Here is a 14,531-nt window from a genome sequence, read left to right as displayed (position 1 = left end):
CGGTGGGCGCTGGTGTTGGCTGTAGCCATGACGCACCCACCCAGAAGGGCACGCTGACGCCGTGCACCGTGCCACCCCACCCCCCGCTCCCCCGCCCGTCCCCGCCAACGGGCCGCCGCGCCGCGTCCTGGTCGTCGAGGACGACCCGACCGTCGCCGAGGTCGTCACCGGCTACCTCTCCCGGGCCGGCTACACCACCGCGCACGCCGCCGACGGCTTCGCCGCCCTCGACCGGGCCGCGGAGTTCCGCCCGCATCTGGTCGTCCTCGACCTGATGCTGCCGGGCATCGACGGCCTGGAAGTGTGCCGCCGGCTGCGCCGCGCCGACGGCGGTCCGGCGCTGCCGGTGGTGATGCTGACGGCGCGCGGCGAGGAGGCGGACCGCATTCTCGGCCTGGAGCTGGGCGCGGACGACTATGTGACCAAGCCGTTCAGCCCGCGGGAGTTGGTGCTGCGGATCGGTTCGGTGCTGCGACGCGCGGAGTCCGCGCCGCCGGCCGCCGCGCCCGCCCCCGTACTGCGGGCCGGTGACCTCGTCGCCGACCCCGACGGGCGACGGGCCCACCGGGCGGGGCGTGAACTCTCTCTCACCGCCCGGGAGTTCGACCTGCTGGTCTTCCTGATGCGCAACCCGGGGCGGGTCTTCGCCCGTGAGGAGCTGCTGCACCGGGTCTGGGGGTGGGAGTTCGGCGATCTGTCGACGGTGACCGTGCATGTGCGGCGGCTGCGCGAGAAGATCGAGGCGGACCCGGCGGCGCCACGGCTGGTGACGACGGTCTGGGGCGCCGGCTACCGCTTCGACCCGGCGGAGGGTGAGCCGGAGTGATGACGGACTTCCTGGTCATCGTGGCCCTGGCGGCGCTCGGCGCGGCGCTGGCGGGGCTGCTGGCCGCGCCCGCGGTACGGGCGTTGCGGCGGCGCTCGGTCGTGCTGTCGCTGTTCGCGGTGGCGGCGCTGGCGGTGGCCGCGATGGCGGCGGGGACGGTGGCGGTCGCCCAGGCGATGTTTCTGTCCGGGCACGACCTGGGCGTGGTGATGGCCGTGGTCGCGGTCTCCGGAGTGGTGTCGCTGGCGGCCGCGCTGCTCTTCGGGCGGCGGATCGCGGCGGGCAGCAGGGAGCTGGCGCGATCGGCCCGCACGGTCGGCAGTGCCGGCGGATTCGTGGCCCCCGCCGAGCCGCCGACGGCCGAACTGGCGGCGCTGTCCAGGGCGTTGGAGGAGACCAGCGGACGGCTCGCCGAGGCGCGGGAGCGGGAGCGGGCGCTGGACGCCTCCCGGCGCGAGCTGATCGCCGGGATCTCGCACGATCTGCGGACGCCGCTCGCGGGCCTGCGGGCGATGGCCGAGGCGCTGGAGGACGGCGTCGCCGAGGACGCCGCCCGCTACCACTCGCGGATGCGGATCGAGGTGGAGCGGCTGGCCGCGATGGTCGACGACCTCTTCGAGCTGTCCCGTATCCAGGCCGGGGCGCTGGCCCTGACGTTCTCGCGGGTGTCGGTGTACGACCTGGTGGACGACGCGCTGGCGGGGGCCCGGCCGCTGGCCCGGGCGCGCGGGGTGCGGCTGGTGGACGGCGGGGTGCTGCCGCTGCCGGTGCGGGTGGACGCCCAGCAGATCACTCGGGTGCTCGGCAACCTGCTGGTCAACGCGATCCGTGCGACGCCGGCCGACGGCACGGTGGCGGTCAGCGCACGGCACGAGGAGGGCCGGGTGGTGCTCGCGGTCGAGGACGGCTGCGGCGGCATCCCGCCGGAGGATCTGGCGCGGGTCTTCGACACCGGCTGGCGCGGCGGCAGTGCGCGCACCCCGCGGGCGGACGGCGAGGGCGGCGCGGGGCTGGGGCTGGCGATCGTGCGCGGCATCGTGGTGGCGCACGAAGGCCGGGCGACGGTGCAGAACGCCGGCGCGGGCTGCCGTTTCGAGGTCACACTGCCGTCGGCCGAGGCGCCGGCGGAGCCTCAGCCGCCGACGACCTGAGCCGCCGCTTCGGGGGCGGCGCGGCGGGTGGGCAGGTCGCGGACGGTCCGGACCGGTGAGAAGAGCAGGATCAGGGCGGCCAGCGGAACGCCGGCGGTGGTGATCCACATGGCGGCGCGGACACCGAGGGCGGAGCCGAGCGCGCCGCCGAGCAGCGCCCCCAGCGGCAGGGTGCCGTAGTTGAGGAACGCGCTGCCGGCCACCAGCCGGCCGAGCAGCGGCGGCGGGCAGTAGCCCTGCTGGAAACCCACCTTGAGGATGTTGCCGGCCACCACCCCGGCGGAGACGCCGAAGCCGCCCGCGACGCACAGCAGCGCCCCGGCGCCCGGGGAGGCGAGCGGGATGAGCAACGCCGTGCAGGGGATGCCGAGTTCGCACAGCAGCATGGCGCGGGCGGTACCGAGCCGGCCGGCGGTGCGGCGTACCACGAAGGCACCCGCGATACCGCCCGTGCCGGCCAGCGCCAGCAGTCCGCCGACCGCGCCGGGTGCCAGGCCGACCTCGCGGACCAGGAAGACCGTCAGGAGGGACTGGTAGCCCATGAGCGCGAGGTTGGAGGTGGCGCCGAAGAGGGTCAGGGTGCGAAACCACCGGTCGCCGGCGACCAGCCGCAGCCCCTCGGCGACCTCGCCGGTCAGCGACCTCGCCGGCCGGCCGGAGGCCTCGGGGGGCGGTTCGCGGTGCCGGATGCCGAGCAGGCACAGCAGCGCGACGAGGAAGGTGGCGGCGTGGGCGAACAAGCCGTTGACGGCGCCGGCGAGTTGGGCGATGAGGCCGCCCGCCCCCTGGCCGGCGATCTGCGCCGCCGAGGCGCTGCCGTGCAGCTTGGCGTTGCCCTCGGGCAGGTCGGCCGGCGCGAGCAGGGTCGGCAGGTAGGCGCTGTACGCGGTCTGGAAGACCACCGCGGCGGCGCCGGTCAACAGGGCCACGGCGAGCAGCGGCCCGAGCCCCAGCCGGCCGGACTGGGCCAGCAGTGGTACGGCGGCGAGGAGCACCAGCGACAGCGCGGCGGAGCCCAGCATGAGGGGGCGACGGCGCAGGCGGTCCACCCAGGCCCCGACCGGGAGGCCGATCAGCAGCCAGGGCAGCCAGCCGCAGGCGCCGAGCAGGCCGACCTCGAAGGTGGAGGCGTGCAGGACGGAGACCGCCACCAGCGGCATCGCCACGCCGGTGACCGCCGCTCCGAACCTGCCCGCCGTCTCCCCGCACCACAGCAGCCTGAAGTCGCGGTGCCGGCGCAGCAGTCCGCTCATCCGCCGTCCCGTTCCCTGCGGGGGAAGGACTGCAGTTGGACGAGGACCGGGCGGGTGTCCTCGTCGGCCGTGCCGGCCGGGTCGGGGGCCGGGTTCCGGTACCGGTCGATGACCTGTTCCAACTCGGCGTTCAGGGAGTGGAGTTGCCGTGGGGTCAGGCGGAGGTCCTGGCGGCGCAGGAGGGTGCCGGCGTCGCGCCAGTGCGGGTCCCAGTCCTCGGCGAGGTAGGTGGTGACCTGCTCGAAGTCCCGCTGGACGGTTTCGTGCAGATAGACCGACAGGGGGCCGCGGCTGTCGGGGTCGTCGCGGAAGTCGTTGGTGTCGAGGCGGCGGGCCGCCTGGACCGCCTTCCACCAGCGCTCCCGTTTGGTGCCGCGGCCGGTCTCCTCCTCGATGAAGCCGTGGTCGGCGAGGTGGCGCAGATGCCAGCTGACCGTGCCGGTGTTCTCGCCGAGGCGGCGGCCGAGCCCGGTGGCGGTGTCCGGGCCGTCGAGGGCCAGCAGGTCCAGGATGCGCATCCGCAAGGGGTGGGCCAGACCGCGGAGGCTGCGGGCGTCCATCCGGCGCACGGGACGGGCGGCGGGTGCCCCCTCGGGGGCCGGGGACTGCTGCGGAGCATCGCTCATGGGCCCCAGCATAGAGTTGCAGAGACTTCTCTGCATAGAGGTCTCTGCAGAGAAGTCTCTGTGATGTGCGGAGACTTCACCGTGTTCCCTCCGCAAGGCGCGGTCCGCTACGGGGACTTGCGCTCCGGCTCCCACAGCGGATGCTCGCGGGCGGCCCATCGGGCGTCGACCGAGCCGGTGCGCATCCCGCGGCGGGACTCGGGATCGCCGTAGGCCTTCCCGACGTGACCGGCGATCACGAGGACCAGGGCGAGGGCGAGCCAGTCGTGGACGAAGGTGGCGCCGGTGCGCCACACCAGGGGCACGAGGGGGGTCCCCCCTGCTCGAACGAGGCCGAGAGCTTGGGGGAGGGTGAACCACATCAGCAGGCCGGTGCCCAGCATCACCAGGACCGCCCCGGCGAGCCAGGCGGCGTACAGCTTCTGGCCGGCGTTGAACTTGCCGGCCGGGCGGCCCCCTCGGCGGCGGAGGGCGGCGCGCAGCCAGCGGCGGTCGTGCGGGCCGAAGCGGTTGAGGCGGCGGAGGTCGGCGCGCAGGGCACGGGAGGCCAGGCCCAGCAGCAGGGGGACGGGCAGCAGGAGGCCGGACCACTCGTGGACGGTCACCATCAGGGCGCGGCGGCCGACGAGTTGGGCGAGGAAGGGGAGGTAGAGACAGCCCGCGGTGAGGACGCAGACGGCCATGAGGGTGGCGGTGGCGCGGTGCACCCGGTGTTCGGCGCGGGTGAAGCGCGGCACCCGGGGGCGGGCCGCGGTCCGCTCAGGTGGTCGGGGCATCGTCGCGTCCGTTCGACCGGCCGACCCAGGCGTCGATGTCATATCCGCGCTCCTCCCAGTAGCCGGGCCGGACCCGGTCGGTGACGGTGATGCGGGAGAGCCACTTCGCCGACTTGTAGAAGTACATGGGCGCGACGTAGAGGCGCACCGGTCCGCCGTGATCGTGGCCGAGCGGCCGGTCCTGCATCCGCAGCGCGACCAGGACGTCGTCGCGGCGGGCCTGTTCGAGGGTGAGGGACTCGCGGTAGGCGCCGTCGAAGCAGGTGAAGTGGACGGCCTTCGCCTCCGGGCGGACGCCGGCGGCGTCGAGGAGGGTGGCCAGCCGTACGCCCTCGAAGGCGGTGTGCGGCACCCGCCAGCCGGTGACGCACTGGACGTCGCGCACGAGCCGCGTCTGGGGCAGCGCGCGCAGGTCGGCGAGGCGGTAGCCGGTGGGGCGCCGTACCAGGCCGTCGAGGGTGAGGCGGTAGCCGCGCTCGTCCTCGCGCGGTACGGAGCCGGTCACCGAGTAGTAGCGGAAGCCGCCGCCGGCCGGGAGCAGTCCGGACAGGCCGGTGGGGTCCTTCTGGGCGGCGGCGCCGATGGTGCTGTCGTAGGCGCGCTGCAGGAGGGGGGCGGCGGCGACGCCGGCGGCGCCGGCCGCGAGCATGCCGAGCACCACGCGGCGCCCTACGGGGGAGCCGCGCCCGTCCTCGCCGTCGCGGTCCGCCGAGCGGGCCGGATTCGGGTCCTGGGTCACCCCTAGATTCGAGCACCGCGCGCGCTCCGGGGCCAGCGTCCGGGCGTCGGCGTCAGACTTTCGTCATCGTCATCGTCATCGTCATCATCGTCATCGGCCCCGGCGGGGTGGGCGGGTCAGCGGTCCGCGTGGCGGCGGGCCCGGCACAGGGCGGTGTCGCGGGCGGCCTGGAAGGCGCCTTCGGCGTCGCGGCCCGCGTACGACCACGGCGCACGCGTCAGATGCGGGCCGATGCGCTGGAAGAGGGCGGCGGCCTCGGCCATCCTCCCCTCGTGGAACGTCGCGTGCGCGAGGAAGTTGAGGTCGACCTTGCCGCGCGGATGGTCCTCGCCCTCCCACTCCAGCCACCAGTCGAAGGCGGACCGCAGGAGCCGGCGGGCACGGCGGGTGGACCAGTGACCGGAGTCCACGGGGTCGGGGGGCTCCAGGCCGGCGGCGGCCCGTACCCGGTAGCGCTCGGCGTGGGCGACGACGGGGAGCAGGGCCAGCGGGGAGTCGGCGGGGGCGCGGGACGCGGCCCGGGCGGCGAACACGTCGGCCGGGTGCGCCGGGCCGACGGCGCCGGCCGGCTGCTGCTCGGCCAGGCAGGCCGCCATCAGGTGGTGGGCGTGGTGGTGGTCGGGGTGGCGGGCCCGTATCTGCCGGAAGGCCTCGGCGCGGGCCTGTGGGGTGCCGGTGCGGCGGGCGAGGATCAGCGCGCCCAGCCAGGGGGTGGGGTCGTCGGGCAGCATCCGCGCGGCGACCGCGCAGGCCTCGGCGGCGGCGGCGATGCCGGCCTCGCCGCGCAGGGCGAGCCGGACGGTGGCGACGGCCACGAGCGTGGCGGCGTCACCGCTGTCCGGCTCGGCGAGCTGCCAGTCGCCGGCCCAGGCGGCGCTGCCGGGACAGCCGGCCAGGACCGTCAACCGGTGTCCGCGCCGGTCCCAGTCCGCGCCGGTCTCGGCCAGCAGGGTACGCACCCGGGTCCACTGGCCGAGCGCCAGCGCATCGGCGGCGATGGCCAGTTGGGTGTCGTCCAGGGCCGGGGCGAGGACCGGGGCGTCCGGGCAGCGGGCGCGGCGCAGGGCCGGCGGGGTGGCCGAGGGCACGGGGGAAGGGGACATCGAAGTCACGGGTCAGGGGGCTCCATGGCGCGCCGCGCCGGCCGGGCCCCGCACCGTCGTCAGGGGGTGGGAGCCGGTCTGCGCGCGCCTGTGCAGAGGGTGACGGACTGGTCCGCACCAGTCATCACCCACAGCAAAGCGCTACGCAGAGCTCCGCGTCAAGGCGGGAAGGGGAATGGCCGGATCCGCCAACTCCCCTTCCACATCATGGGATTGACCGGCCACCTGCCGGAATCCGCCCTCCTCCCGTCAGGCCACCGCCCGGGCCGCCGCCCGGCCCGCCGTACGCCCGGAGAAGAGGCAGCCGCCGAGGAAGGTGCCCTCCAGCGAGCGGTATCCGTGCACCCCGCCGCCGCCGAACCCGGCCGCCTCGCCCGCCGCGTAGACGCCGGGAAGAGGGGCGCCGCCGTCGGCCAGGACCCGCGAGGAGAGGTCGGTCTCCAGGCCGCCGAGCGTCTTGCGGGTGAGGATGTTCAGCCGTACGGCGATCAGCGGGCCGGCCTTGGGGTCGAGCAGCCGGTGCGGGGCCGCGGTGCGGATCAGCCGGTCGCCCAGGTACTTGCGGGCCCCGCGCACGGCGGTCACCTGGAGGTCCTTGGTGAAGGAGTTGCCGATCTCGCGGTCGCGGGCCACGATCTCCTCGCGCAGCGCGGCCTCGTCGATCAGCGGCTCCTCGGTCAGCGCGTTCATCCGCCGTACGAGGTCGGTCAGCGAACGCTCGACGACGAAGTCCGCGCCGTGGTCCATGAACGCCCGCACCGGCCCCGGCGCGCCGGACCGGGCCCGGCCCAGGACCTCGCGGACGCTCTTTCCGGTCAGGTCCGGGTTCTGCTCCGAGCCGGAGAGCGTGAACTCCTTCTCGATGATCTTCCGGGTGAGCACGAACCAGGTGTGGTCATGGCCCGTGCGCATGATGTGTTCGAGCGTGCCGAGGGTGTCGAAGCCGGGGAACAGCGGCACCGGCAGCCGCTTGCCGCGGGCGTCCAGCCACAGCGGGGACGGGCCCGACAGGATCCGGATGCCGTGCTGCGGCCAGATCGGGTTCCAGTTGTCGATGCCCTCGGTGTAGTGCCACATCCGGTCACGGTTGATGAGGCGGCCGCCGGCGCCCTCGGCGATGCCCAGCATCTCGCCGTCCACATGCGCGGGCACGCCCGACAGCATCCGCCGCGGGGGTGTGCCCAGCCGTTCGGGCCAGTTGGCGCGCACCAGCTCGTGGTTGCCGCCGATTCCGCCCGAGGTGACGATCACGGCCTGCGCCCTGAGCTCGAAGGCACCGGCCACCTCGCGGCTGCTGGGCCTGCCGCGGGCCACGTCCGAGGGTTCGAGGATCTCGCCGCTGACCGTGTCCACGCTGCCGGCGCTGCGCGAGAGCCCGGTGACGCGGTGCCGGAAGCGCAGGTCGACCAGGCCCTTGGCGGCCCCGGCCCGCACCCGGCGCTCGAACGGCGCGACCAGGCCGGGCCCGGTGCCCCAGGTGACGTGGAAGCGGGGGACGGAGTTGCCGTGCCCGGTCGCGTCGTAGCCGCCGCGCTCGGCCCAGCCGACGACGGGGAAGAACCGTACGCCCTGCCGGTGCAGCCAGGAGCGCTTCTCCCCGGCGGCGAAGTCGACGTACGCCTCGGCCCACTTGCGCGGCCAGTGGTCCTCCGGCCGGTCGAAACCGGCCGTGCCCAGCCAGTCCTGCCAGGCGAGGGCATGGCTGTCGCGGATCCGCAGCCGGCGCTGCTCGGGCGAGTCCACCAGGAAGAGACCGCCGAAGGACCAGTGCGCCTGCCCGCCGAGGGACTGCTCGGGCTCCTGGTCGAGCAGGATCACCGTGCGCCCGGCGTCCACCAGTTCCGCGGTGGCCGCCAGCCCCGCGAGCCCCGCTCCGATCACGATCACATCAGCGTCGTACGCCATCTCTGCATCTCCTCACCGGGGCACGCCGGCGCGCACCGGCCGCCGTGGTGGAACGATCCTCAGCGCGCCCGACTGCCGCGTCAACCGTTTGATTACCGCGCAGTACGCAGGGGCGCGCGGGAGAATGGGGGGTGATCAGGGCCACCCACCCCCGCCGCCGGATGGCTATCCTCAGGCGCATCCCCCGCCCCGCGTGATACGAGGTGTGCGACGTGACGGTGATACTGCTCGCCCTCGGAGCGGCCTGCTGTCTGGGATCGGGCTTCGTGCTCCAGCAGGCCGCGGCGCAGCGCGCGCCGATGAAGGACTTCCTCTCCCTGCGTCTGCTGCTGGACCTGGTGCGGATGCCGGTGTGGCTGGCCGGTATCGGGCTGATGGTGGTCGGGATGGCGCTCGGCGCGCTGGCGCTGGGGATGGGCGACATCACTCTGGTGGAGCCGCTGCTGGCGACCAATCTGCTGTTCGCGATGGCGCTGTCCCGGCGGCTGACCCGGCAGCGGCTCGGCCGCACCGGGTGGGCCGGGCTGTGGCTGCTGGCGGGCGGGGTCACCGCCTTCATCGTGGCCGGTCAGCCGCAGGGCGGGAGCAGGAGCCCCGATCACCTGTGGCAGTGGCTGATCATGGGGATGGTGCTGGGCACCGCCCTGCTGCTGGCGGCCGTCGCCAAACGGGAGCGGACCCATGTGAGCCTGGAGGCCGCGCTGCTGGGCGTCGCGGCGGGCCTGGTCTACGGCGTGCAGGACGCGCTGACCCGGATCAGCGGTGACCACTTCGAACGCGGCGGCTGGCCGGCGCTGGTGACCAGCTGGCAGCCGTACGCCATCGTCGTGCTGGGGGTGCTGGCGCTGGTCATGGTGCAGAGCGCCTTCGAATCGGCGCCGCTGCGGCTGTCGCTGCCGGCGCTGACCGCCGCCCAGCCGCTGGCCGGGATCGCCTGCGGGGTGGGCTTCCTCGGCGACCGGCTGCAGGTGACGGCGGGGGCGCTGGCGTGGGAGGTGGCCGGGATCATGGCCGTCGTCGCGGGCATCGTCCTGATCGGCACCCATCCGGCGATGCCGCCGGGAACGGGCCGGACCGAGGACGCGGTGGAGATGCAGCCGCGCTGACGCGGCGGGTGAGGCCCGGGGCCGGACCGCCGGCCCGACCGCGGGCGCGGTGAGCCGCCGGGTCGCCCGCCCCGGCGGGTGCGGCCCGTCCCTGTGGTGGTTGCATGGCCCCATGACCGATCAGCAACCGCTCAACGCGGACGAGATCCTCGACGTCGTCGACGAGAACGATCAGGTCGTGGGACAGGCCCCGCGCGGCGAGACCTACGCCCGCCGGATGCGCACCCGCTGCGCCTTCGTCCTCGTCCGGGACGCCGAGGACCGGATCTTCGTACACCGCCGCACCCCGCACAAGCTCGTCTTCCCCTCCCACTACGACATGTTCGTGGGAGGGGTGGTCGGCGCCGGCGAGAGCTACGACGCGGCGGCGCTGCGCGAGGCGGAGGAGGAACTGGGCGTACAGGGTCTGCAGCAGCCCGAGCCGCTGTTCAAGTTCCTCTACGAGACCGCGGAGCACACCTGGTGGTCCGCGGTCTACCAGGTGCGCTGCACCCTGCCGGTCGCCCCGCAGGAGTCGGAGATCGACTGGTACGCGTTCCTTCCCGAGGAGGAGCTGATCCGGCGGCTCGACCAGTGGCCCTGGACGCCCGACGGCATGGCCGCGTACCGACGGCTGCTGGAGCTGCGGGAAACGGGAGAGGCCTGATGCGCCGGGCCGTGCGCCGGGCCGGCCATTAGGGTTTCGGCCATGATCCTCACCGACGGACTGCGGTCGGCCGTCGCGGCCGTGCGGCTGTGGTGCTCGCCCGCGCGGGTCCGTGAGGAGGGCACGACCCCCGACTACCGCTTCTCGCTCGCCAATGAGCGCACGTTTCTCGCCTGGTTGCGCACCGGCCTGGCGCTGATCGGCGGCGGGTTCGCGGTGGACCAGTTCCTGCCCCGGCTGCACCCGGGCGTCCGGCTGACCTTCACCGTCGTCCTGCTCGCGGGCGGGGCGCTGTGCGCACTGCGGGCCCTCAACCACTGGGTGCGCTGCGAGCGGGCGATGCGGCGCGGCGAGGACCTGCCGGTCTCCCGCTTCCCCACGGCGCTGGCGCTGGCCGTCGGGGTGCTCGGGGTGGCGGTGGCCGTGCTGGTCCTGCTGGGCTGGACCGGCTAGCCGATGGCGGGCGGAGCGCGGCCGGGCGGCCCGGGCCCCCGTCCGGCGAGCGACCGGGATCCCGGACTGCAGCCGGAGCGGACCAGGCTGGCCTGGCGGCGTACGACGCTGTCCGCCACGGCGATGGCGGTGCTGGCCGGCCGGCAGCTGCTGCAGAGCCGGGCGCCCGGACCGGTGGAGGCGATGCTGGCGGTACTGACGGGGCTGCTGTGGCTCGCCTTCGTGGCGCTGGCGCACCACCGGATGCGGGCGATGGCCACCGACCGCCCGCCGGGACTGCCGACGCGGACCGCCCTGCTGCTGGTGGCCTGCACGCTCGCGGTGGCGCTGTGCGGCGCGGCGATACTGGTGGGGCCGGGTCGCTGAGGCGCGCCCTGGCCCTCACCGAGGCCGGCGGCGGAGGTACCGTGACGCGACCCTCGCGGCGCCGGGGCGGACCAACTCGCGGCCGGCCGGTGGGGCGTGACGGACCATCGAGCAAGGGGGCAGAACCCGCATGGGTGACGCGAGCGCACCGACCACGGCCGAGCCGTACCTCACCGAACTGGCCGCCGGCGTCCATGCCTACATCCAGCCGGACGGCGGCTGGTGCCTGAACAACGCCGGCTTCGTCACCGACGGGGACGCCACCCTGGTCGTGGACACCGCCGCCACCGAGCGCCGGGCCCGGCTGCTGCGCCGGCGGATCGCGGAGAGCGGCGCGCCGGCGCCGCGCACCGTGGTCAACACCCACCACCACGGTGACCACACCTACGGCAACGGCGTCTTCGCGCCCGAGGCGACGATCGTCGGGCACGCCGCCTGCCGCCGCGAGCTGCTGGCCGCCGGCCACCAGCTGCACGCGGTGTGGCCGCAGGTGGAGTACGGCGACATCCGCCTGACCCCGCCCGAGGTGACGTACACCGACGAACTGACCCTGCACGTCGGCGGGATCGAGGCGCGGCTGATCCACCCGGGCGTGGCGCACACCCCCGGCGACACCCTCGTGTGGCTGCCCGAGCAGCGCGTCGTCTTCACCGGGGACCTGGTCTTCAACGGTGGCACCCCGTTCGTCTTCATGGGGTCGCTGACCGGTTCGCTGCGTGCCCTGGAGCTGCTGCGCTCGCTGGACGCCGACACCGTCGTCCCCGGGCACGGTCCGCTGGCCGGCCCCGAGGTCTACGACGTCGTCGAGCGCTATCTGCGGTTCGTCGGCCGGCTGGCGGAGGAGGGCCGGGCGGCCGGGCGGACGCCACTGGAGGTGGCCCGGGCCGCGGACCTCGGGCCGTTCGCGGAGCTGGCGGAGAGCGAGCGGCTGGTGGCGAATCTGCACCGGGCGTACGCGGAGCTGGCGGGCGGGGAGCCGGGCGCACCGCTGGACCCGCTGGTGGGGTTCGGCGACATGACGGTGATGAACGGCGGGGTTCCGGTGGCCTGTCACGCGTGAGCGGCGGCGGGCGAGCGGCGGCGGCGTGGCGGAAAACCCTCCTCAGGGGCCATGGGTGACCGACGCCCCACGTACCGGCACTGGACTCCATACCGACTAGTCGGCATGATCGGGGCAGCGATCGACCGATGGACCGTCCACTGCGTTACGGAGGAGCACGATGAGCAAGGGCACGCCGCCCCCTCAGGCCCCGGGCCGGGAGGACCCTCCCGGCCTCGACCTGGACCGATTGCGCGCGCATCTGGACCGGGAGCGGCCGGGGCTGGCCGGCGGCCCGCTGCGCGCGCAGCTGATCGAGGGCGGGCGGTCCAATCTCACCTACCGCGTCACCGACGGCGCGGCCTCCTGGGTCGTCCGCCGGCCGCCGCTCGGCCATGTGCTGGCCACCGCGCACGACATGCGGCGCGAGCACCGGGTGATCAGCGCGCTGCACGGCACTCCGGTGCCGGTGCCCGAGACGCTGCTGCTGTGCGAGGACGAGTCGGTGATCGGCGCGCCCTTCTATGTGATGGAGCTGGTCGAGGGCACCCCGTACCGCACGGCCGGCCAGCTCGCCCCGCTCGGCCCCGAGCGCACCCGGGCCGTGGTGCTCTCCCTGGTCGACACGCTCGTGGCGCTGCACGCCGTGGACCCCGAGGCGGCCGGGCTCGGCGACTTCGGCCGTCCGGAGGGCTTCTTGGAGCGTCAGCTGCGGCGCTGGGGCAAGCAGCTGAGCGCGTCGAAGAACCGCGACCTGCCGGGCATCGAGGAGCTGCACCAGGCGCTGGGCCGGGCGCTGCCCACCTCCCCCGCGCCGGCCGTCGTGCACGGCGACTACCGCCTCGACAACGTCCTGGTAGGAGCCGATGACACCATCAAGGCCGTACTGGACTGGGAGATGTCCACGCTCGGCGATCCGCTGACCGACCTCGGGCTGCTGGTGATGTACAGCTCCGACCTGGGCCTTCCCGAGTCGCCGGTGAGCACCACCAGCGGCGCGCCCGGCCACCCGGCCCCCGAGGAGCTGATCGCGCGCTATGCCGCGGGCTCGGGCCGGGACACCTCCTCGATCGCCTGGTACACCGCCTTCGCCTGGTTCAAGCTCGCCGTGATCCTCGAGGGCATCCACTACCGCTTCACGCTCGGCCAGACCGTCGGCGCCGGGTTCGACCGGATCGGCGAACTCGTCCCCGTCTTCATCGACCGCGGACTCACCACCCTCAAGGAAGGCTGAGGCACCCATGGACTTCGCATTCGACGCCCGTACCGAGGAGCTGCGCACCCGGCTCCTGGCGTTCATGGACGAGCATGTGTATCCGGCCGAGGAGACCGCCCGCGAGCAGCGCGCCGCGCTCGCCTCGCCGTGGGACACCCCCGCGGTCGTGGAGGACCTCAAGGCCGAGGCCCGCCGGCAGGGGCTGTGGAACCTGTTTTTTGTAGACGAGCACAGCCTGCCGGACGCCGAGCACGGCGCCGGGCTGACCAACCTCCAGTACGCGCCGCTGGCCGAGATCACCGGCCGCAGCCCGCAGTTGGCGCCCACCGCGCTGAACTGCGCGGCACCGGACACCGGCAACATGGAGGTGCTGGCGCAGTTCGGCAACGAGGCGCAGCGCAAGCAGTGGCTGGAGCCGCTGCTGGCCGGCGAGATCCGGTCGGCGTTCGCGATGACCGAGCCGGAGGTGGCCTCGTCCGACGCCACCAACATCGAGACGCATATCGCCCGCGAGGGCGACGAATACGTCATCAACGGCCGCAAGTGGTACATCTCCGGGGCGATGAACCCGCTGTGCCAGGTCTTCATCGTGATGGGCAAGACCGACCCGGACGGCGCGGACCTGCGCCGCCAGCAGTCGATGATCCTGGTGCCGCGCGACACCCCCGGCGTCGAGGTCAAGCGGGCCATGCAGGTCTACGGCTACGAGGACCACTGGCACGGCGGCCACGCCGAGGTGCTCTTCCACGACGTACGGGTGCCGGCGGCCCATCTGATCGGCGAGGAGGGCGGCGGCTTCGGCATCGCCCAGGCCCGGCTCGGCCCCGGCCGGATCCACCACTGCATGCGGCTGATCGGCATGGCCGAGCGCGCCATCGAGCTGATGTGCCGCCGCGCGGTGGCCCGTACGGCGTTCGGCAAGCCGCTGGCGCAGCAGGGCGTGGTCCAGGAGTGGATCGCGGACGCCCGGGTGGCGGTGGAGCAGCTGCGGCTGCTGGTGCTGAAGACCGCCTGGCTGATGGACACCGTCGGCAACAAGGGCGCGCACACCGAGATCCAGTCCATCAAGATCGCCACCCCGCGCACGGTCGTGGACATCCTCGACAAGGCGGTCCAGCTGCACGGCGCGGGCGGCGTCAGCCAGGACTTCCCGCTGGCCGAGCTGTGGGCCGGGGCGCGGACGCTGCGGCTGGCGGACGGCCCGGACGAGGTGCACCAGCGGTCGCTGGCGCGCCGTGAGCTCAAGAAGTACCTGTAGGCGCACGGCAGCCGGAGCGCGGCAGACGGCGCCGGGCCCCGCGGAGTTACTGCCGCGGGGCCCGGCGC

Annotated in this window: 15 protein-coding genes; 9 read left to right on the top strand and 6 right to left on the bottom strand. The window is 74.3% G+C overall.

The features are described from left to right. Nucleotides 1-61 precede the first annotated feature (61 nt). A complete protein-coding gene (locus ACFWZH_RS31410; protein ID WP_384438873.1) occupies nt 62-826 on the top strand; it encodes a response regulator transcription factor in 765 nt (254 codons plus the stop codon). Then, on the top strand, nt 826-1,977 hold the full coding sequence (locus ACFWZH_RS31405) for a sensor histidine kinase (protein ID WP_384438870.1): 1,152 nt from the start codon (nt 826-828) through the stop codon (nt 1,975-1,977). Before ACFWZH_RS31410 ends, ACFWZH_RS31405 begins: the two co-directional genes overlap by 1 nt. Here ACFWZH_RS31405 and ACFWZH_RS31400 read toward each other — a convergent pair. The 6 genes from ACFWZH_RS31400 to ACFWZH_RS31375 form a co-directional block, all read right to left on the bottom strand. Further along, complete coding sequence (locus ACFWZH_RS31400; RefSeq protein WP_384438868.1) at nt 1,959-3,230, bottom strand: MFS transporter; 1,272 nt, start codon at nt 3,228-3,230, stop codon at nt 1,959-1,961. The genes ACFWZH_RS31405 and ACFWZH_RS31400 overlap by 19 nt on opposite strands. After that, nucleotides 3,227-3,856, bottom strand: a complete 630-nt coding sequence (locus ACFWZH_RS31395) for a helix-turn-helix domain-containing protein (RefSeq protein WP_384438865.1) — start codon at nt 3,854-3,856, stop codon at nt 3,227-3,229. The genes ACFWZH_RS31400 and ACFWZH_RS31395 overlap by 4 nt, the downstream gene beginning before the upstream one ends. Nucleotides 3,857-3,963: 107 nt before the next feature. Further along, a complete protein-coding gene (locus ACFWZH_RS31390) occupies nt 3,964-4,632 on the bottom strand; it encodes a cytochrome b/b6 domain-containing protein (RefSeq protein ID WP_384438862.1) in 669 nt (222 codons plus the stop codon). Next, entirely contained in the window at nt 4,616-5,371 is a 756-nt protein-coding gene (locus ACFWZH_RS31385) for a molybdopterin-dependent oxidoreductase (RefSeq protein ID WP_384438859.1), read from the bottom strand. The genes ACFWZH_RS31390 and ACFWZH_RS31385 overlap by 17 nt, the downstream gene beginning before the upstream one ends. A gap of 116 nt (nt 5,372-5,487) precedes the next feature. Continuing rightward, a complete protein-coding gene (locus tag ACFWZH_RS31380) occupies nt 5,488-6,474 on the bottom strand; it encodes a hypothetical protein (RefSeq protein ID WP_384438999.1) in 987 nt (328 codons plus the stop codon). A 249-nt stretch (nt 6,475-6,723) separates the two neighbouring features. Next, nucleotides 6,724-8,379: an FAD-binding dehydrogenase gene (locus ACFWZH_RS31375; RefSeq protein ID WP_384438856.1), complete on the bottom strand. Its 1,656-nt coding sequence runs from the start codon at nt 8,377-8,379 to the stop codon at nt 6,724-6,726. Between the two features lie 212 nt (nt 8,380-8,591). On the opposite strand from ACFWZH_RS31375, the gene ACFWZH_RS31370 reads away from it, so the two are divergent. From ACFWZH_RS31370 to ACFWZH_RS31340, 7 genes are all read left to right on the top strand, one after another. Beyond that, the gene (locus tag ACFWZH_RS31370; protein ID WP_384438853.1) at nt 8,592-9,485 is read left to right on the top strand and encodes a DMT family transporter; all 894 of its coding nucleotides are present in this window, start codon (nt 8,592-8,594) and stop codon (nt 9,483-9,485) included. Nucleotides 9,486-9,597: 112 nt separating this feature from the next. Further along, complete coding sequence (locus ACFWZH_RS31365) at nt 9,598-10,131, top strand: NUDIX hydrolase (RefSeq protein ID WP_384438850.1); 534 nt, start codon at nt 9,598-9,600, stop codon at nt 10,129-10,131. A 42-nt stretch (nt 10,132-10,173) separates the two neighbouring features. After that, entirely contained in the window at nt 10,174-10,584 is a 411-nt protein-coding gene (locus ACFWZH_RS31360) for a YidH family protein (protein ID WP_384438847.1), read from the top strand. A gap of 3 nt (nt 10,585-10,587) precedes the next feature. Then, nucleotides 10,588-10,950, top strand: coding sequence for a DUF202 domain-containing protein (locus ACFWZH_RS31355; protein WP_384438844.1), 363 nt, complete (start codon nt 10,588-10,590; stop codon nt 10,948-10,950). Between the two features lie 130 nt (nt 10,951-11,080). Then, the gene (locus ACFWZH_RS31350; RefSeq protein WP_384438841.1) at nt 11,081-12,010 is read left to right on the top strand and encodes an MBL fold metallo-hydrolase; all 930 of its coding nucleotides are present in this window, start codon (nt 11,081-11,083) and stop codon (nt 12,008-12,010) included. A gap of 160 nt (nt 12,011-12,170) precedes the next feature. Then, a complete protein-coding gene (locus tag ACFWZH_RS31345) occupies nt 12,171-13,223 on the top strand; it encodes a phosphotransferase family protein (protein WP_384438838.1) in 1,053 nt (350 codons plus the stop codon). Between the two features lie 7 nt (nt 13,224-13,230). Next, the gene (locus ACFWZH_RS31340; protein WP_384438835.1) at nt 13,231-14,463 is read left to right on the top strand and encodes an acyl-CoA dehydrogenase family protein; all 1,233 of its coding nucleotides are present in this window, start codon (nt 13,231-13,233) and stop codon (nt 14,461-14,463) included. Nucleotides 14,464-14,531: the final 68 nt, after the last annotated feature.

It is taken from the genome of Streptomyces sp. NPDC059008 (genome assembly GCF_042749045.1).
Taxonomy (GTDB): Bacteria; Actinomycetota; Actinomycetes; order Streptomycetales; family Streptomycetaceae; genus Streptomyces.
Note: the sequence above shows the minus strand (reverse complement) of the source record. Positions and strands in the feature narration are given on the sequence as shown.